The sequence below is a fragment of the Gammaproteobacteria bacterium genome, from assembly GCA_030949385.1.
GTDB lineage: Bacteria > Pseudomonadota > Gammaproteobacteria > JAUZRS01 > JAUZRS01 > JAUZRS01.
The window spans coordinates 192852-212390 of the sequence record JAUZSP010000006.1; the positions used below are offsets into that span (position 1 = coordinate 192852).

General features: G+C 49.6%; 14 protein-coding genes, 1 pseudogene and 1 CRISPR repeat array. Of the genes and pseudogenes, 11 read left to right on the top strand and 4 right to left on the bottom strand.

Features of this window, described 5'->3' with window-relative positions:
* Positions 1-594: 594 nt before the first annotated feature.
* Complete coding sequence (locus Q9O24_08300; GenBank protein MDQ7075134.1) at positions 595-1485, top strand: ROK family protein; 891 nt, start codon at positions 595-597, stop codon at positions 1483-1485.
* Between the two features lie 393 nt (positions 1486-1878).
* A complete protein-coding gene (locus Q9O24_08305; GenBank protein MDQ7075135.1) occupies positions 1879-3600 on the top strand; it encodes a hypothetical protein in 1722 nt (573 codons plus the stop codon).
* A gap of 168 nt (positions 3601-3768) precedes the next feature.
* Here the strand turns inward: Q9O24_08305 and Q9O24_08310 are convergent, their stop codons facing one another.
* The 4 genes from Q9O24_08310 to Q9O24_08325 are packed head-to-tail and all read right to left on the bottom strand — an operon-like array spanning position 3769 to position 5697.
* Positions 3769-4209 carry a hypothetical protein gene (locus Q9O24_08310; protein MDQ7075136.1) on the bottom strand — a complete coding sequence of 147 codons (441 nt, stop codon included), beginning with the start codon at positions 4207-4209 and terminating at the stop codon, positions 3769-3771.
* A 13-nt stretch (positions 4210-4222) separates the two neighbouring features.
* Positions 4223-5056 carry a hypothetical protein gene (locus Q9O24_08315; GenBank protein MDQ7075137.1) on the bottom strand — a complete coding sequence of 278 codons (834 nt, stop codon included), beginning with the start codon at positions 5054-5056 and terminating at the stop codon, positions 4223-4225.
* A 15-nt stretch (positions 5057-5071) separates the two neighbouring features.
* Positions 5072-5470, bottom strand: a complete 399-nt coding sequence (locus tag Q9O24_08320; GenBank protein MDQ7075138.1) for a type II toxin-antitoxin system VapC family toxin — start codon at positions 5468-5470, stop codon at positions 5072-5074.
* Positions 5467-5697 (bottom strand): AbrB/MazE/SpoVT family DNA-binding domain-containing protein, encoded by a 231-nt coding sequence (locus Q9O24_08325; GenBank protein MDQ7075139.1) that lies wholly within the window; start codon positions 5695-5697, stop codon positions 5467-5469. Before Q9O24_08325 ends, Q9O24_08320 begins: the two co-directional genes overlap by 4 nt.
* Positions 5698-5852: 155 nt before the next feature.
* Here Q9O24_08325 and cas3 point away from each other — a divergent pair, with 155 nt between their 5' ends.
* The 9 genes and pseudogenes from cas3 to Q9O24_08370 all read left to right on the top strand — a co-directional run bounded on the left by cas3 (position 5853) and on the right by Q9O24_08370 (position 19537).
* Complete coding sequence (gene cas3 / locus Q9O24_08330) at positions 5853-8579, top strand: CRISPR-associated helicase Cas3' (GenBank protein MDQ7075140.1); 2727 nt, start codon at positions 5853-5855, stop codon at positions 8577-8579.
* 282 nt (positions 8580-8861) lie between these two features.
* A pseudogene (gene casA / locus Q9O24_08335) lies at positions 8862-10461 on the top strand (type I-E CRISPR-associated protein Cse1/CasA).
* Positions 10458-10955, top strand: a complete 498-nt coding sequence (gene casB / locus Q9O24_08340; protein ID MDQ7075141.1) for a type I-E CRISPR-associated protein Cse2/CasB — start codon at positions 10458-10460, stop codon at positions 10953-10955. Before casA ends, casB begins: the two are co-directional and overlap by 4 nt.
* A gap of 56 nt (positions 10956-11011) precedes the next feature.
* Positions 11012-12115 carry a type I-E CRISPR-associated protein Cas7/Cse4/CasC gene (gene cas7e, locus Q9O24_08345; GenBank protein MDQ7075142.1) on the top strand — a complete coding sequence of 368 codons (1104 nt, stop codon included), beginning with the start codon at positions 11012-11014 and terminating at the stop codon, positions 12113-12115.
* Positions 12116-12118: 3 nt separating this feature from the next.
* Entirely contained in the window at positions 12119-12850 is a 732-nt protein-coding gene (cas5e, locus tag Q9O24_08350; protein MDQ7075143.1) for a type I-E CRISPR-associated protein Cas5/CasD, read from the top strand.
* On the top strand, positions 12850-13521 hold the full coding sequence (gene cas6e, locus Q9O24_08355; GenBank protein MDQ7075144.1) for a type I-E CRISPR-associated protein Cas6/Cse3/CasE: 672 nt from the start codon (positions 12850-12852) through the stop codon (positions 13519-13521). Before cas5e ends, cas6e begins: the two co-directional genes overlap by 1 nt.
* A 98-nt stretch (positions 13522-13619) precedes the next feature.
* Positions 13620-16946: direct repeats of the CRISPR family, unit length 29 nt; unit sequence GTGTTCCCCACAGTCGTGGGGATTAACCG.
* 140 nt (positions 16947-17086) lie between these two features.
* Positions 17087-17998, top strand: a complete 912-nt coding sequence (gene cas1e, locus Q9O24_08360; GenBank protein ID MDQ7075145.1) for a type I-E CRISPR-associated endonuclease Cas1e — start codon at positions 17087-17089, stop codon at positions 17996-17998.
* Positions 17979-18269: a type I-E CRISPR-associated endoribonuclease Cas2e gene (cas2e, locus tag Q9O24_08365; protein MDQ7075146.1), complete on the top strand. Its 291-nt coding sequence runs from the start codon at positions 17979-17981 to the stop codon at positions 18267-18269. The genes cas1e and cas2e overlap by 20 nt, the downstream gene beginning before the upstream one ends.
* 839 nt (positions 18270-19108) lie before the next feature.
* The gene (locus tag Q9O24_08370; protein ID MDQ7075147.1) at positions 19109-19537 is read left to right on the top strand and encodes a hypothetical protein; all 429 of its coding nucleotides are present in this window, start codon (positions 19109-19111) and stop codon (positions 19535-19537) included.
* The last annotated feature ends 2 nt before the right edge of the window (positions 19538-19539 follow it).

Here is a 19539-nt window from a genome sequence, read left to right on the forward strand (position 1 = left end):
TATATATGGTGTTTTTCCTCTGTTGTAAATAAGGTCTTCATATGGGCCTTAAGCCACTGTTGTTGCGGCTGATTGAGGCGCTGTAGAAGGTTGCTGAACAACTTACTTTTGCGGCTTGTTTCTATATCTTGTGTTTGAATCAAAAGCGGGATTTTTTGATTGTTGCTTGAATGAAATAAAAACGATGATGTCAAGTTGGTTTTGTTAGAATTTCGCCTCTTTTTCAGACTAAATTCGAGAGAAATTTTTGAGTAATGTAGGGGATTGTCAAGCCCTTGATAACTAGAACTTTAAGTCTTTGTTGGGGTGTTTTTGAGCTAACTTCTTCATTATTTAGGGAAAACTATCATTATCCACAGACTCTGTGGATAACTCTGTGGATTAGTTGTTAATTAGGCTCATTGAGGACGTTTTGACGGGCTTTGAAACAAAATGATGTTTTTTTGATCAAAAAAATAAAGTCAATAAAAAACAATGAGTTAATCTTTTTTAAAATTTTTTTGTCTGTTAGGACATTTTTTGATAGGTTTTTAAATCTAAAAAAAGAGTGTGTGTATAAGTATCCAATGTCAAGTGCAAAAAGGTGAACATAAGATGCGAATTGGGATTGATTTGGGTGGTACCAAGATTGAAGCGGTGCTGATGCAAGAGGACGGTCTGATTGTGCAGCGCCAACGGGTGCCAACCCCTAAAGGCGATTACTCCGCTACGTTGCAAGCGGTGGTGGATCTGGTGCGGATGTTTGAGGCACAAGTGGGGTGTTCGTGCAGTGTGGGTATGGGTACTCCGGGGGCGATCTCGCCCGCCACGGGGCTGCATAAAAACTCCAGCAATGTGGGTTTGAATGGCAAACGGTTTCAGCAGGACATTGAGCGACGGCTTGAGCGTTCGGTGCCGATGGCCAACGATGCCAACTGTTTTGCTTTGTCGGAGGCCACCGACGGTGCAGGGGCTGGGGCGAATGTGGTGTTTGGGGTGATTGTCGGTACCGGTTGCGGTGGTGGCGTAGTGGTTCATGGGCGTGTGTTGCACGGCTCCAATGCCATTGCCGGTGAGTGGGGGCATAACCCGCTGCCGTGGCCGAGGGAAGAGGAGCTGCCTGGAGCGAGTTGTTATTGCGGCCAAGAGGGCTGCATTGAGACGTGGATCTCCGGTACCGGTTTGGCGCGGGATCATTTGGCGGTTACTTCGATGGCTTTGTCCGGTGAACAGATTGTGGCGCAGGCGAGCGCGGGAGATGTGGTCTGTGAGGCAACCCTGCGGCGTTATGAGGATCGCATGGCGCGTTCCTTGGCGCAGATCATCAATGTGCTGGATCCTGAGGTGATTGTATTGGGGGGAGGACTCTCTAAAGTGAGCCGTTTGTATGACAACGTGCCCAAGCTTTGGGGTAAGTATGTGTTTTCTGATCAGGTGAACACCCGTTTGTTGCCGCCTGTGCATGGCGACAGCAGTGGGGTTCGGGGTGCGGCGTGGTTGGTTTAGCTTATTAACGGGTATTACGCAGTAGTGAAGGCAAGCAGTTTAGGACTGCGTAGGGAGCACCAACCAAAGGGCAGTGCGCCGATAAAACAAGCCCCGAATCATGATATACAGTGGTCTTGCTCGTCATTCCCGCGAAGGCGGGAATCTATACAAGACGATCAAATTCTCATGTGGATTCCCGCCTTCGCGGGAATGACGGGGGTTACGATGCACTTATTTTTTAACCAATTACGTAACATCAGTTATTAACGGGTATTACGCACCGATATGATTTTCTTGGCAATCAAGTATGAGACTCAGCTCCCAAATCAGCACCTTAGGACTTGGTGGAATGCGCTTCAGCTTCTATGATGGCTTATAGATCCGTTATTTATTGTCCTCAAGGAGCGTGTTATGAACAAGAAATGGCAAATGTCCCTACCCGTATTAAGTGCTTTGGTGTTGGCGGCTTGTGGCGGCGGTGGCGGTTCGACCCCCGTTGATACGGGCTTGCTGAAAAACGTGCCTGAGACCTACAGTATTAATATCCCTAAATCATTGCTCAGTAACGGCACGGTGAAAAGCCTACGGGTGGCGGATGGTACAACGCCCGTTGTGGTGAATCCCTCGCCTACGGTGGCAGCGCCGGTCAGTTTTGGTTATCAGCGTTTGCAGGCTTTTGCTCGCAATATGAAAGCCCGTCAGGCACAGATTGCCGATCAGTTTGTTTTAGTGGATAAATTGTGGGATTCGCTGGTGGCCGAGTGTCAATTGACTGTGGTTGATGACGTGTGTTCTGTGGCCAAAGGCACCTTTGAGCTGACCTACACCCAAACGATGGCAGACGCGGTTTATGCGGCGTTGGAAGCCAAAATTTTGGATGACGATGATCTCAGCAAAGCAGAGGTTGATGCCGCTTTGTTGGCGGCACGAGATCGTGCCAACGGTGTGGGAGCCAACAGTGCATGGCCTAAAGTGGGCAGCTTGATCGCGATTGATAACGAGTTTGAGTTCACTACTTTAACGACCGCTTTGGCAACGGATTATCTCTATCGTCTGAAAATGGTTGCTGCACCGTTGAACTACGTGGTGGTCTTGCCTGCAAGCACCCCAGCCGCAGATGCAGCGGGTAATGGTGCATCGGATGCTGGAGCTGGAGCTGGAGCTGGAGCTGGCGGAACAACCGTTCAATTGCGTGACTTTGCTGAAAATGAAGTCGCAGATTTCACCCTGCAATGGTCTGAAGATGAGTCTCGGGTCTCCTTATTGGAAGAGATTAACAAAGGCAGCGAGATTGAATCCTTCCAGTACACCTTTATTGCTGACGCTGTGAATGGCGACAGCATGACGGTGACGGGCAGCAAGGAAGAGACTGAAAAAGACAAAACCGAGCTGAAAGAGTCTCTGTTGACGATTAAAGAGGTGCCTTCTGAAACGGCCATCAGCGGTGTGGAGTTGAGTTTCAGTGAGAACGAATCCAAAACCAAGACCAAAAACGGTGCGGTGATCTCCAAGTCTGAAGCGGCGACCGTTGAAGGCCGTGCGGATGACACGGGTGGTTTTGTACGCAGCATGCAGCAGGATGATGAAGAGGGTCTCTCCTCGGTTGAACACCGCAAAGAAGAGTTTGATGCCAATGGCGGTCTGTTGTTGGCCACCTTCTGCCGTGATGAGGACATCAATGATGCCAACGGCGACAGCTGCTTTGATACCAACGGTGTGGCGGTGGACACCAACTGGCAGATTCATGATCCAAACGGTGTCGGTGTCTTTGCTCGCGAACTGGACGACGATGCTTTGGATGCGGCGGCCAATGCGGCCACCAGTCGCTTGGTTAAAGTAGCGGTCAGTGGCCTGCCAGTGGTGACCCCCGTTGCGCCGCTGAAAGAAGTTAAAACACGCTTTGAGCTTTATGTGGGTGATCCTAATGATGCCAATGTTGTTTCTGAGCAGGTGGGTGAAGGCAAACAGGAGGTGAAGGCCGATGGTCGGGTCAAAGTCAAAGTGCGTTATTGGGGCACTCAAGCGCAGTTGGATGCGGGTGTTGCAGTGTATGAGATGAGTTACGATGCGCTGACAGGTACGACTACTCGGGTGTTGATTGCTGGTGCTGCGGTGATGGTTGCCGCTCTCTAAGCTTTTATTGTTCGCTAAAAAAAGCCCTCGCTCTGTTGAACAGGGCGGGGGCTTTTTTGTGGGTGTTTTTGTTTACCCGTAGGGGCGGAACATTTTCCGCCCTATTCTGGTTGTTATGGAAGGGCAACCACAAGGGTTGCTACAGAAGGGCAACCACAAGGGTTGCCCCTACTGTTGTTTGAAACGTTGTTCGGCGTTTTGTTTGCTGCGTTGTTCGGCTTGAATGGCGCGGTGTTTCATCTGCTTGGCCTGTTGTTCGGCATTTTGCATGGGGCGTGGCATTGCGGGCTGACGATTTTGGTGCGGGTTGGCAGGGTAGGGCATTTGAGACTGCATGTAACGTTGCCACTCTTGTGGGCTCATGCGGCGTTGGGTTGCAGAGCTGGTGCTGTCCATTGGTGGCTGGTGAGGGTTGCTGCTGTGATAACGGTCTTTTTTGTCATCATCATGATCGTCGTCGTCATTATCGTCATCACGGTCATGGTGTTTGTTTTTGCGTTTTTTCTTGTCGTCGTCATCGTCATCGTCATCGGCGAGCAGATGATGAATCGGGGCGCTGGCCAGTAGGCCGGTGGCGAGGTAGGTTAAAAATCGGCGGCGTGTTGTCATAAGACTCTCCAGATTAGGTTGTTTTTTCGGTTCTGCTTTTTGCACGTAAATAATCCAATATTTTACCACTGATATCAACACCGCCTTCATTTTGTTGGTCGGCGAAATAGCAGGGGAAATTCAGCTCGGCAAACATCAAGCGGCCATCGGGCTGGGCTAAAATATCCACCCCACCGAATTCCAGTTGCAAAATCTGCGCGGCGTGCAGCGCCATTTCTTTTGCTGCTGTTGGCACCTCAGGTTGATAATCGCTCTGACCGCCGTGGCTGTTACTGCGAAAATCAGCGGTGGCGGGGTAGAGGGTTTTCGTGGCGATGACCTCATCACCGAGCACCACCAAACGATAAGAGCAGCGGTGTTCGATGTATTCCATCAACAGCGGCGAACCACCTAAGTGATCCAGTAAGGAGGTCAGGGCGGGGTAGGAATCCACCTGAATCAAACCCATGCCACCCTCGGAGCCCGGTATTTTTATCACCAGCGGAAAGCCGCCTAAATATTCAATGTGGCGGGTTAATAAACGCCGATCAGCGCGCAGCGAGTAGACGGTTTTCGGGGTGGGGATGCCTGCTTTTTGCAATAAAATAGTTTGTTCTAAGCATTCAAAAAAGGGCTGTTGATAGAGACCACAGACCCCATGTTTAAACAGAAATTTTTCCAGTCGAATGCAGGCGATGTCGGCACCAGATCGGTAGATCAGGTCGCCTTTTTCGGGGCGTGGGGTGCGCTGATAATCAAAGGTTTCGGCGGTGATTTCTAGGTAGAGAATGTTGCGTTGTTCGCAACTTTTTTGAAACAGTGGGTTGGTGTCGTGTAGGTCGTGTTCGGTGATGTGGTAGAAGTTCATGGTGTGGGTTTTATTTTATTCGGTTTGGTTTAAGTGAGTCGCTGATGCGTGTTTCGATAGTTTTTTATCAAAGGTGTAGAGGCTGCATTGTTTTTCTTGATTTTTAGTTAAAATCAGTGCGTCGGAAAACTCAAAAGCATGGCTTCGATACGTCTCTAAAGCGTTTTCAAGCGTATTTTTATCATCGAATACGAGGGTGCTTTGTAACAACAAACGCTCTATGGTTGAGATGATTTGAGGTTTTTTAATACTGTAAGCACGCTGTATGACCCAAATTGTCTCGATCAACACGGTGTCGGTGATGAGGGTTTTTTCATGCTTTAACAACAGTGACCGAGCTTGTTCACACTGTTTTTTTGCTTTGTGATCGTCAATCAATACGCGAACTAAGACGTTGGTGTCAATGCCGATCATTTGAGCATTACCTGTGCGATGGCTTCTTCAATTTCATTCAAAGAGACCGCTTTATCGCTCTTAATGATGCCAAATAGGCTGCTGATGTCGTTGCACAGCGGTTCGGCAATGATTTTATTGTCTTGCAAGGTAAAGACGATGCGATCCCCTGTTTTTAAATTTAATTGCTTACGAATGGAGGCTGGTAGGGTTACTTGCCCTTTGCTGGTTAGGTTGGATGTCTGCATTTTTGTATTACCTTTTGATTTTTGTAATACCAATGAGTATAGAGGGTAGGGGGAGAATGTCAATGTAGATAATTTATCTTGGTCTGGGTATTCTATTTATCCATCTTAATGTTATGCGAAATTTTTGATGGTCAACAACATTATGGAGTAAGTGAGTGGAAGATTATTATCGTTATTGGGGCAAGGCGGGGCGACAAAAAGAGGGGCAATCATTGGATTACCACCTGTTGCCTTATCACTGTCTGGATGTGGCTGCGGTGGGTGAGGTGCTACTAAACCAGCAGCCTCGTTTGCGTAGGTTGTTGGCACGTTTGTGTGGTTTGGATGAAGTGGTGTTTCAGCAGTGGATGATCTTTTTTTTGGTGTTGCACGATCTGGGAAAATTTACCGATAGTTTTCAGCAGCTTCGAACGGATGTGCAAAAAAAATTACAGGGGCGAGAAGGCGCGGAAGCCTCTATGCGTCACGACAGCTTGGGGTTTTTATTGTGGAGTGCAGAGCTGGGTGTGAGGGCGCACTTGCAAGAGAGCTGGGGGCTGCCTGCTAAGCGGCGTAGAGCAGCCAAAGAAGATGGCTTGGATCATTGGGTGAGAGCGGTGACGGGTCATCATGGCCAGCCACCTAAAGAGGATTTTGGTGGCTTAAGAAATTATACGGGCGAGGATGATTTGCCTGCGGTGAAACAATTTGTTGGGGCGATAATTGAATTATTATTGCCTGATAAACCTGTATTACCTGATGCGAAAAAAATTAAAACAGCGGCGTGGTGGTTGAGTGGTTTTACCGTTCTGTGTGATTGGCTAGGGTCGAATGCAGAGGTTTTTTGCTATAAAACAGACCTTGTTCCTTTGATGGATTATTGGCGAAATACGGCGTTACCACGGGCTGATAACGTCGTTCAGTTGGCGGAATTAACTCCGTCACATTGCGATACTGAATTAAATTTAACGCGTTTGTTCGGTGCGTATATGGATTCACCTACTCCGTTGCAGCAGCAAGCGGTTGAGTGTGAGATAGGATCAGAGCCTCAGCTGTTTATTTTGGAAGATGTAACTGGCAGTGGTAAAACGGAAGCGGCCTTGATTTTATCACAGCGTTTGATGGCGGCAAATTTGGCCAATGGACTCTATTTTGCCCTGCCGACAATGGCCACATCTAATGCCATGTACGACCGCTTGGGTGCGGTGTATCGAAAATTGTATCAAGCAGAAGGAGCGAAACCTTCTTTGGTTTTGTCACATGGGGCGCGGCAGCTATCGGAGGCGTTTCGCAGCAGTTATTTACCGACCTTTGCAGCGTCATCAGCACGTTACGGTGATGACACTGTACCGGCAGATCTGCATTGCAGCGCGTGGTTGGCAGACAGTCGTAAAAAATCCCTGTTGGCTCAGGTGGGCGTTGGCACCATTGACCAAGCGTTATTGGCGATTTTACCGGCTCGGCATCAATCTCTGCGCTTGTTGGGTTTGTTGGATAAGGTGCTGTTGGTGGATGAGGTTCATGCGTGTGACAGTTACATGCACCGTCTTTTATGCCATCTATTGACGGTACATGCACAAGCGGGAGGATCGGCTATTTTACTTTCGGCTACTTTGCCTTTTAAACAGCGTGAAGAGTTGCTGACCGCCTATGCAAAAGGCCGTGATGGTGATCCTGTTCAGTTGCAACAACAAGGTTTGAATGATTACCCCCTCTTGAGTCACTGGAGCCGCGCAGGGTTGAGTGAGCAGGTCGTTGAGAGTCGCCCCAGTGTCAGTCGTTTTGTGACGGTTGATTTTGTCCATCAAAGTGAGTCTGTGGTTTCTCTGTTGCAGTCAGTGGTTGAAAAAGGTCAATGCGCGTGTTGGATACGCAACACCGTTAAGGATGCGCTGAAGAGTTTTTCTGAATTGAAAGAGGCGCATCCAGAATGGAATATTGTGCTGTTTCATGCTCGTTTTAGTTTGTCGGATCGTTTGAGAATTGAGCAAGAGGTGGTGAAGCGGTTTGGTAAACAGGGGGATGCTGCTGGGCGGCGTGGTGCTGTTTTGATTGCGACACAGGTGGTGGAGCAGTCATTGGATCTGGATTTTGATGTTCTGGTTACAGATTTGGCTCCGGTGGATCTATTAATTCAGAGGGCGGGGCGTTTGCAGCGTCACAGCCGTGATCTTCAAGGGCGGTTGGTTGAGACAGAAGATCAGCGTGGAGGGGCGGTGTTGACGGTGTACAGTCCTGAAGTGACGGCTGATCCCAATGCGGATTGGTTTCGTGATTTTTTCCCAAGGGCGCAAAAGGTCTATGAAGATCATGCTCAGCTTTGGCTCACTGCGCGTTTATTGCAGCAACGTGGTGGGTTTGATATGCCGGAAGATGCACGTTTGTTGATTGAGGGCGTTTACGGCGTTGAGGCGGAGGATCAATTGCCTGAGAGTTTATTGAGCAATTGTTTTCAAGCGCAGGGTGTCGCAAAAGGGCGCAGCAGTGTGGCAAAAGAAAATGCTCTGAACATTGAGTTAGGCTATTGTTTTGATAGTAGTTTTAATTGGTGGGAGGAGGCGGTTACGCCAACTCGTTTGGCGGATGAGGAAAGTATGACGACCTATTTAGCGCGCTGGGAGGGGGGCTGTTTACACGCGTGGGCGGCAGATCAGGCGGCGTTTCAGTGGGATTACAGTGCGGTTCAGTTGCGTACATCTCTGCTGGTGGAGACCTTTTTGCCAAAAGAAGTCACCGAATCTCAATATGAAGCGATACAGCAACAGTTACCGGCTCAGGGTAAGTGGAGCTTGCTTATGGTGCTGGAACAGCAGGGTGATATCTGGGTCGGATGTGGCAAAAATGCCAAGGGAGAAACGGTGCGTTTATTGTGTGACAGGGGGCAAGGGGTGCGTGTCGAATAAAAAAGAAGGCGGTGTTGGCTTTTCCGACACCGCTTCTTGCCCTAAAACGTTAGGGAACGGGGCGTTAATCAACGACTAACACGGTTGATCCCACAGGCGTGTGGGAACGTGTGCAGTGTATCAGCTCGGTTTTCAAATCCCAGCCCCTTTCTTATTTCCCCTCCATTGTCTTGCTTTTCACTTCGGCATAAAATAATTAACGATTAACACTTAATTTTTTGTTGATCTTTTCTTTTTCTGGGAGTACAGTTCATCTGTCTTTGAGATTAAGAGGGAAATCGGATGAGTTTCAATTTACTGCAAGAGCCATTTTTAGCGGTGCGCTGTCTGGATGGAAGATTAAAAAAAATCCCTGTATGGCAGATCTCTGATCCCGATGTGTTGGCTTTGGCATCGCCTCGGGCTGATTTTAATGCGGCTTTGGTGCAATTTATCTTGGGTCTGTTGCAGACGGCGTTTGCGCCAAAAGATGAAGATGAGTGGTTGGATTTTTTTGCTGACCCCACCGACCCCTGAGACGCTTCAGTCTCACTTTCAAAAACATGAAAAGGCGTTTGAACTGCTGGGAGAGCAGCCCTGTTTTATGCAAGATTTTGAATCTCAATTGGAGGGTGGGGCTAAGCCCATTGCGGCTCTGTTGATTGAAACGCCAGGTGAAAATACGCTGAAACAAAATACAGATCACTTTATTAAACGCGGTCAAGCTGCGGCGCTTTGCCCCTGTTGTGCGGCCACGGCCTTATTTACTCTGCAAACCAATGCGCCAAGTGGGGGGGCGGGGCATCGTACGTCACTGCGGGGCGGGGGGCCGTTGACCACTTTGGTCTGTGCCGATCCCATTGTGGACGATGAGGACACGCCGCCTTCTTTATGGCGAGATCTTTGGTTGAATGTTCTGCTGCGTTCCGAATTAGAGAGCAGCAGCGGCAATGCTTCACTGACGGCAGAGAGTGCGACTTTTCCGTGGTTGGCGGCAACGCGCAGCAGTGAAAAAAGCGGTGTGGATACGACACCGGAAGATGTGCATCCATTGCAGATGTATTGGGGGATGCCGCGCCGGATTCGACTGCTGGAAAGTGATTTGCCTGCGGCGGAGTGTGCTGTGTGCGGCGAGGTCAGTGATTCACTAATAGAGCAATTTATGACGCGAAACTATGGGGTGAATTACAGCGGTGCTTGGCGGCACCCACTTTCACCTCACTACAGTGACAAACAGGGTATGCCGCTGTGTGAGCATCCACAGCCCGGTGGCTTTCCGTACCGATATTGGCTTACTTTTTCTCAAGATAATAAAGACGAGAATCGTTCTGCTGCCACGATTGTTCAGCGTTACAACAAGAGAAAAATAAAAGAAGCGCAGTTGCGTTTGTGGGTCTTTGGTTATGACATGGACAACATGAAAGCGCGCTGCTGGCATGAAGGTTATTTTCCACTCTATATCATTGATGATGCTGAAAGGCGTACCTGTTTTATTGATGAAGTTAGAGCCATGTTGTTGGGAGCCAAAGAGGTTGAGGGGTATGTCCGAAGCTGCATTAAGGAGGCGTGGTTTAAGCGTCCAAAAGATCATAAGGGGGATGTGAGTTTTTTAACTGCGACCTTTTATCAGCGCAGTGAAGCGGCATTTTATCGACAGTTGGCGGCGCTGAGTACGGTGGCCGAGAACAAAGAGCAGTGCCGAGATTTAATGGAGCTCTGGTATCAGAAATTGAGTTTGGATGCGCGTGCGCTGTTTGATGAGCAGGTGGTAAGGGGGGGGGTTGTATTTTCTGATCCACAGCGCATCAGTGCAGCGCATAAAAAATTATCTGGGTTATTACGTGGTAAAAAAATAAGGGCTGTTTTAAATATGGCCCCTTTAAATAAAAGGAGCGCAACATGAAAATTGAATTTTCCGCTGAAAGTGAATTAGGTCAGGCGATGCACGCATGGTGGTTGTCGCTGGAGTCGGATAACGGTGGACGGGCGGAATTGCGGCGGGCGAAGACGTTGACGACGGTAATTGTCTCTCCCTGTTTTCAACGACTTTATGGGCAAGTTAGACCCTTATTGAGCTCCGCTCGGGGGGATTGGCCGAGTCGTCTGGCCATGATTGCGGTGGTCTTGGCGCATGTGAAGCAGGCCGATAATAAGGAGATTGCGATGCAGTTGGCCAGCCCTAAAGCGGGGGGGAGCAACGCTCGTTTGAGTAATTTACGCTTTCGTCGTCTGCTGCAACGCAGCCGTGATGATGTGTGGTTGGCGCTGGTGCGGGTGTTGCCGATGTTGGATCGAAAAGCCAATATTTTTGATTTGGCTAACAGTCTTTTTTATTGGGGAGATAAAGTAAAGCAGCGATGGGCGTACGCTTATTTTGCTAAAGCGTCTGTCAAATAAAGCGAAGGTTGATGTGTTTTTTCTCTTTTTTATTTTGTTGTTAGGAGTGGTATTTTATGAGCCGTTTTATTCAGTTGCATCTTTTAACCTCTTATCCACCTGCGAATTTAAACCGTGATGATTTGGGTCGGCCAAAAACCGCAGTGATGGGCGGAGCGCCGCGTTTACGGGTCTCTTCACAGAGTTTGAAGCGCGCATGGCGAACCTCAGATCTGTTTCAAGAGGCGATGAATGGCCATGTGGGAACACGCACCAAGTCAATGGGGGGTGAGATTTTTAACCGCTTTATTGAGGCTGAGGTAAAAGAGAAGCAGGCGTTTGAGTGGGCAAAATCAATTGCTGAGCCGTTTGGTAAATTAAAAGTGGATAAGGATCTGGCGAAAAAATTAAAAGAATCGAATGCATCCGATGAGGAGCGTTTGAAGCTCTATCGAGAAAATGTGCAGATTGAGCAGTTAATGCACTTCAGTGTTGAGGAGCGAGCGGCCATTGATGATCTGGTGGCGGTGGTGATTGAGCGTCAAGAGGCTCCCACAGAAGACGAATTGAAACTGTTGCGTAAGGATCATACGGCGGTGGATATTGCGCTGTTTGGGCGCATGTTGGCTTCCTCTCCGAGCTTTAATACCGAAGCAGCGGCACAAGTTGCTCACGCCATTTCGGTGCATAAAGTTATGGTGGAGGATGATTTTTTTACCGCAGTGGATGATCTGAACAGCGGTAATGAAGATATGGGTGCGGGTCACATGGGGGAGACGGAGTTTGCCGCTGGTCTGTTTTATCTCTACCTCTGTATTGATTACAGTTTGCTGGTGGATAATTTAGGCGGCGATGAGACGTTGGCCAAGAATGCTCTGGCGGCGTTGATTGAGTCGGCGGCAACGGTGGCTCCGACGGGAAAACAGAACAGTTTTGCTTCTCGGGCGCGGGCTTCGTATCTGTTGTGTGAGGCGGGGAATCAGCAACCGCGTTCGCTGTCGGTGGCGTTTTTAAAACCGGTCTGGGGTGCGGATCTGTTGGGCGATTCAATCAAGGCCTTGGAGAGCTGTTATGAAAATATGGATCGGGCTTATGGGGCGTGTGCGGATCGTCGAGTGGCGGTGAATGTGGTGCAGGGTGAGGGGACGTTGGCTGAGTTGATCGCGTGTGCCACGGAGTAAGTGATGATGAGATCGTATCTGTTGGTTCGATTGTATGGGGCGATGGCCTCGTGGGGTGAACATGCCGTTGGTGGACCGCGCTTATCGGCAGGCCGTCCGACGAAATCAGCGGTGGTGGGTTTGTTGGCCGCTGCTTTGGGGGTGCATCGTGCAGAAGAAAAAGCGTTGTTGGCGTTGCAGCGGGGGTACGGTTTTGCCGTGAGAGTGGAAGCCGCTGGGGAGTTGTTGCGGGATTATCACACCACACAAGTGCCGTCGGCGCAGGAAAAGGTGGTTTACGCCACTCGTCGTGAGGAGTTGCAGAAGACTGAGAAGAAGAAAATCAATACGATTTTGTCACAACGGGATTATCATCTTGATGCGTGTTACAGCGTTGCTTTTTGGTCTCGTGAGTCAGCGCCATACGATTTGAGTGTGTTGCAAGAGGCGCTGTGCGAGCCGAAATTTGCGCTCTATTTGGGGCGTAAATCCTGTCCTTTTGGCTTGCCGATAGAGGCTCAGGTGGTGAGTTCGGAGAGTTTAAAAGCCGCTTTCGATGGTGTTGAGTGGCGAGGGGATGCCTTTCTTAAGGCGTTGCCTCGGGGCAAGGTGTCTCATTATTGGGAGGATCTGAATCCGCAACAGGCGGGCATGTCGGCGGATCTGCAATTGATTCGTGGTGATGAATTGGTCAGCCGTAAGCGGTGGCAGTTTTCTAATCGTCAGGAGTTTCAGCATTTGGGAGGAGAAGAGTGATGCATTATTTTAGTCGGATTCGGTTGCGACCTGACCTTTCTCATCATCAGTTGGCTCAGTGGGCGTTGGCGGATCGGTATCGTGAGCATCAATTGGTGTGGCGGTTTTTCTCTGCTGAAATGGAAAAACGCGCTTTTCTGTATCATCGAGATCAATCGGCAGAGACGGCTTGTTATTATTTATTGTCCGAAGATCGGCCACAGGATGAGGCGGGTGTTTGGCAGATTGAGAGCCGTCCTTATAAGCCGGTGTTGCATGTGGGGCAGCGGTTGTCTTTTCGCTTGCGGGTGAATCCGGTGGTAACGCGCCGCGATGAAAAGGGGCGGCATTGTCGGCATGATGTGGTGATGAACGCCAAACATGAGTTGAAGCGTCAAGCTGTGCCTAAAGATCAGTGGCCAAGTATGGCGCAGTTGTGCCAGCAAGAGGGGGCTAGATGGTTGCAAAGACGAGCGGAAAAACAGGGCTTTTCTTGTGAGTCAGGTGAGATGCTGGTGGAGGGCTACGATCAACAGCGTTTGGATAAAAAGCGTGGGATTAGGTTTAGTACCTTGGATTTGAGCGGGGTGTTGACGGTGACGCAGGTGGATGACTTTTTGCAAACCCTGTATCAGGGTTTGGGGTCAGCAAAGGGGTTTGGTTGTGGCCTGTTGTTGGTAAAACCCCTGTAGATTTTTGCTCTTTTACAATTGAGACTTTTTACTAGCAAATTTGGTAACTTTTGTCAAGGGCAGATAACTCTATGATAATAAAGTTATACTTGCTAAGTGTGTTCCCCACAGTCGTGGGGATTAACCGTACAGGCTAATCCTCACGCTGAGACTATAGAACTGTGTTCCCCACAGTCGTGGGGATTGCCCAGCGTAGCCCGGTATCCGACGGTGCAGTGTTCCCCACAGTCGTGGGGATTAACCGCTCGCCTCACCAGTACTGCTTGGTCTTTGGTGTTCCCCACAGTCGTGGGGATTAACCGACAATCCCAATCCGAACCTATACGAAACTGTCTGAGTGTTCCCCACAGTCGTGGGGATTAACCGGTAGTTCGGGCGTGGGTGTGAAGGTTTCGATGGTGTTCCCCACAGTCGTGGGGATTAACCGGCCAGCAGGCATACCATGCTCATACTCCTGCGGTGTTCCCCACAGTCGTGGGGATTAACCCTTTCTCAGCCACCACGACCCACTCCTCATCCTGTGTTCCCCACAGTCGTGGGGATTAACCGGATGCAGTGACTCGTGTGATTTAATTACCTCAGTGTTCCCCACAGTCGTGGGGATTAACCGTGCTGATAGGGTTCTGATTTTATCCGGGTTACGTGTTCCCCACAGTCGTGGGGATTAACCGCCATTTATGCAGTTGGTGGGGTATTGGTGGTGGTGTTCCCCACAGTCGTGGGGATTAACCGACGCTTGTAATTGCAGTAACCCTCTGAAATCTGTGTTCCCCACAGTCGTGGGGATTAACCGGTAGTTCAGGAGTGGGGGTAAAGGTTGCGATGGTGTTCCCCACAGTCGTGGGGATTAACCGGAGCTGCCCATTGATCGTGATTGTCATTGTGTAGTGTTCCCCACAGTCGTGGGGATTAACCGCGATGATGATCAGTGACCGATTCGTCACTCCTGTGTTCCCCACAGTCGTGGGGATTAACCGCCGACTCTGAATAAAATGCGCTTGGTGAGTTTGTGTTCCCCACAGTCGTGGGGATTAACCGCCTGGAGAGGCGCGCATCTGCCGGGATCATGCGTGTTCCCCACAGTCGTGGGGATTAACCGTTTAATAAGCTTTTGCTCTCTATTTCAGCCAAGTGTTCCCCACAGTCGTGGGGATTAACCGATCAGAAATAACAGGGAATACCATCGCCTTTCGTGTTCCCCACAGTCGTGGGGATTAACCGAAATGACTGAAAATAAATTTGATTAGTAATTTGTGTTCCCCACAGTCGTGGGGATTAACCGCTGTTGTTTTGGTCCCTGAGTCGGATGATGAGGTGTTCCCCACAGTCGTGGGGATTAACCGCCACTGCCAATCAATTGGCGCTTGCTAGAAAAGTGTTCCCCACAGTCGTGGGGATTAACCGGCCCTCTGAAATTATTAGCGCGATAATCGACCGTGTTCCCCACAGTCGTGGGGATTAACCGGGATGGATGATTCTCAAATCACTGGGGCTGCGGTGTTCCCCACAGTCGTGGGGATTAACCGGCGCTATCAAGAGCGCCTAAACTATGCAGAATGTGTTCCCCACAGTCGTGGGGATTAACCGTATGCAGTTTTGTTGAATTTGGCGTTAGGCGGGTGTTCCCCACAGTCGTGGGGATTAACCGGATGGTTTAACAGGCCGAAGTTTCTGGGTGTTGTGTTCCCCACAGTCGTGGGGATTAACCGTGCTCTATCTACTGCCTTTTCTGCCATAAATGGTGTTCCCCACAGTCGTGGGGATTAACCGTGTATTTGGTGGGCACCAACAAGGCGAAAGATGTGTTCCCCACAGTCGTGGGGATTAACCGTGCTCTATCTACTGCCTTTTCTGCCATAAATGGTGTTCCCCACAGTCGTGGGGATTAACCGTGTATTTGGTGGGCACCAACAAGGCGAAAGATGTGTTCCCCACAGTCGTGGGGATTAACCGGTAAAGGTCATCGGCTAGTTCTGACTTTAGTAGTGTTCCCCACAGTCGTGGGGATTAACCGGCCAATTGCTAAAATCCATTTTTCGCCATCCTGTGTTCCCCACAGTCGTGGGGATTAACCGATGAGAAATTCAGCAGGCCAACGCCTGCCGTAGTGTTCCCCACAGTCGTGGGGATTAACCGCTGTCCAACCGTTATTTAAATTAGACACGCGAGGTGTTCCCCACAGTCGTGGGGATTAACCGAACTGCCTTGACGTTCGATGTAATCGCGCTGCGTGTTCCCCACAGTCGTGGGGATTAACCGTAACATGACCATGAACGGCGTTAATTAACTGCGTGTTCCCCACAGTCGTGGGGATTAACCGGCACGTCGATGCCATAATTGTTTTATCGCTGTGTGTTCCCCACAGTCGTGGGGATTAACCGTAGCAGAACAGGGAAAAATCACATCCACAGTCGTGTTCCCCACAGTCGTGGGGATTAACCGTTCTTGCAGCGTATTAAGGGCAGAGGGTGCTGGTGTTCCCCACAGTCGTGGGGATTAACCGTTTCTATCTCAAACATGTATCTGATCCTGTTTGTGTTCCCCACAGTCGTGGGGATTAACCGATCATCCAATGGAGAGCCACGGCTAATAGCGGGTGTTCCCCACAGTCGTGGGGATTAACCGCAGAACAGGTTTGACCGCCTCTAAAATATCCTCGTGTTCCCCACAGTCGTGGGGATTAACCGGCACGTCGATGCCATAATTGTTTTATCGCTGTGTGTTCCCCACAGTCGTGGGGATTAACCGACACAACAATATTTGTGGCCGGGGAACTAATAGTGTTCCCCACAGTCGTGGGGATTAACCGAACAGGCGCTAGGTAAGCTAAAAGCCTACACAGTGTTCCCCACAGTCGTGGGGATTAACCGTTTCCCGGCGGAAAAAACCGAGTAATTCATTTGTGTTCCCCACAGTCGTGGGGATTAACCGCAGGTCGCCGTCCCGCTCAATCATTTTTTATCAGTGTTCCCCACAGTCGTGGGGATTAACCGCCCGGCAGGCATACCTTTCTCAAACTCCTGAGGTGTTCCCCACAGTCGTGGGGATTAACCGTCAACACGAAGAACCAGATCAGACAAGGTCAAGTGTTCCCCACAGTCGTGGGGATTAACCGCTGTCGTGGGGGTAGGTTTGGGGTTGGTGGGGAGTGTTCCCCACAGTCGTGGGGATTAACCGTTAAAGGTCTGGCTATTATGGCCGGTGTCGGTGTGTTCCCCACAGTCGTGGGGATTAACCGCACTGATTTAGACACAGCAGTAAAAGTGGAAAGTGTTCCCCACAGTTGTGGGGATTAACCGCTGCCTGCGACGATGTTGGGCATTCCGAATAAGTGTTCCCCACGACCGTGGGGATTAACCGACCCTCTATCTATAAAATGGCCGCTAATCGCACCAAGTGTTCCCCACGACCGTGGGGATTATCGTTATCATTAAAGTTGGCCGTTTCAAAACAGCCCTGTTCCCTAGAGCTGTTCGGTGAAGCACTGGAAAAATTAATTTTTTCTGAAATTAAATTTGGCCAGTTAACACTGTCTTTTTTAGCTGTGAATTAAGGAGAAAAATAGATGTTGCCACCATTAAAACCGATTGCAATGAAAGAACGAGTTTCAATGCTGTTTATTGAAAAAGGGCAAATTGATGTGCGTGATGGAGCCTTTGTGGTGATCGATAAAACCGGTGTTCGTACTCAAATACCGGTTGCCTCTATTGCTTGCTTGATGCTCGAACCTGGAACACGGGTCTCTCATATGGCCATTGCTTTGGCTGCAAAAGTAGGTACGTTATTGGTTTGGGTTGGAGAGGCGGGAGTGCGTCTTTATGCCTCAGGACAACCAGGCGGTGCGCGTTCAGATCGTCTGCTGTATCAGGCAAAATTGGCTCTGGATGAACAAGCGAGATTGAAGGTCGTGCGTAAAATGTATGAAATACGTTTTGGTGAAGCACCGCCTCAAAAACGCAGCGTTGAGCAGCTTCGTGGCATGGAAGGGGCGAGAGTGAGAGAAATTTATAAACAGTTAGCAAAACGTCATAAAGTGGACTGGCGACATCGAAATTATGACCGACAGGAATGGGATGCAGCCGATATTCCCAACCGTTGTCTGAGTGCGGCCACCTCTTGTCTTTATGGCATTACCGAGGCGGCGGTTTTGGCTGCCGGTTACGCTCCTGCGGTGGGGTTTGTTCATACGGGAAAGCCGTTGTCGTTCGTTTACGATATTGCAGATCTGTTTAAATTTGAAACGGTGGTGCCACTGGCCTTTCAAATCGCAGGGCGGACACATGCCGCCCCAGAAAGAGAGGTGCGTTTAGGGTGCCGTGATCTTTTTCGTAGCCAAAAAATATTGGCTAAAATTATTCCATTGATTGAAGAGGTGTTGTTGGCCGGTGATTTGGAGCGCCCTACACCTTCAAAAGAGTCAGTGCCTATTGCAATCCCTAATTCGGAGTCCATTGGTGATGTTGGTCATCGTAGTTGAAAATGTGCCGCCTCGCTTGAGAGGCCGTTTGGCAGTCTGGTTGGTTGAAATAAGAGCCGGGGTGTATGTGGGGAACTCTTCAGCCCGCGTGCGTGAAAAAATGTGGTCAGATGTTGAAGCCGGTTTGGAAGAGGGTAATGCCGTGATGGCTTGGAGTACCAATACGGAGAGTGGTTTTGATTTTTTAACGCTGGGTAAAAATCGGCGTATCCCTGTTGAATTTGATGGTTTGAAATTGGTCTCTTTTTTTCCTTTGGATGATTCTGTTTGAAATTAGAGAAGCGAGTAAAAAAATACAGCCCGGTTGTTTAAAATCTACTGAGGGGTTAGGGCTTTGGCTTCCCGCTTTGAAGAAGGGGGGCGAGGGGGATGTGCTCTGCTTATTTTTATCGGCGCACTGCCCTTTGGTTAGTGCCGCCCTACGAAGGGTGCTGTATGGGTTCTTTTTTGTTGGGTGTCAGATAACGATGGGTGGTCGGCCATTCCACCATATCCAGCGCTGTTGCCCTAGGCAGGTCCGCCGTAATTTCCTGTCGTCATCGTTAGCTGGCAAATTGAATATAGCATAGCCTTTAAACCAGCTGAACTAACTCGCTGTATTGCGCTAATATTTTATCTTGGGTGAGTAAAATCAGGGGTTCCCTTTTAAGCTGCCAAAACAGAAGGTATTACTATGGCCACTTTTTTCATTGAGAGGAACGAGCTTAGCAAGGGGTTTGCCCGGTTTGGCAATGATAAAACTGCTGCCTTTGCTGGCCTCTTAGACCCGTTGTGAAAGGTGGATTTTTGTCTCATAAAGGTTGAGTTGCTGCATCATTTTTTCTCCGAGTTGTGTTTAGAATAACAGATGTTACGCACTGAACAAGAACGGTAGGGGCGGAACATTTCCCGCCCTTTCGCTGGTTTCCACGCAGGAGCATGGGGAACTAAGGGGGCGAGGGGGATGTGCTCTTGCTTGTTTTTACCGGCGCACTGCCCTTTGGTTAGTGCCGCCCTACGGAAGGGTGCGGTGTGAGTCAGTCGATTGGTTGGTGCCGCCCTACGGTGCTTGAAAATTGACCCTCAAAATCCTGTGATACAATCGCCCTTCTTTTATTGCGAGTATTCACGATGTCCGATGCGTACCTCACCGCCTTTAAAGGCGCGTTCACCAGCCTGTTGCGCTGGTCTGATCTGGATGATTTTTGGCTGCGTTTAAAAGCGCAATCGGGTGAGGATTGGTACCTCTACGCCGTCGGTGAAGCGCCGCCGATGGATGTTGCCAGCCGTGATGGCTTTCACCGTTTTTTAGCTGAAATGGATTTACTCTTGAGACGGGAACACGAAGAGGATTACTGTGGCATTGTTTACGCCGATGATCTGCACAGCCCGACGTTTATCAAAATTTATGACCCGAACAACTTGGGTGTGAGCTGCGGTTTTAGTGACAACCCACCGCTGCCGGGTTGGGTGTTGTCGAAGTTGCCGCCCATTGACCTACAGGTGGCGCTGCCACCGCCTAACAATCGCCGTCGCTGGTGGAACAAACTCTGGAGTTGAGT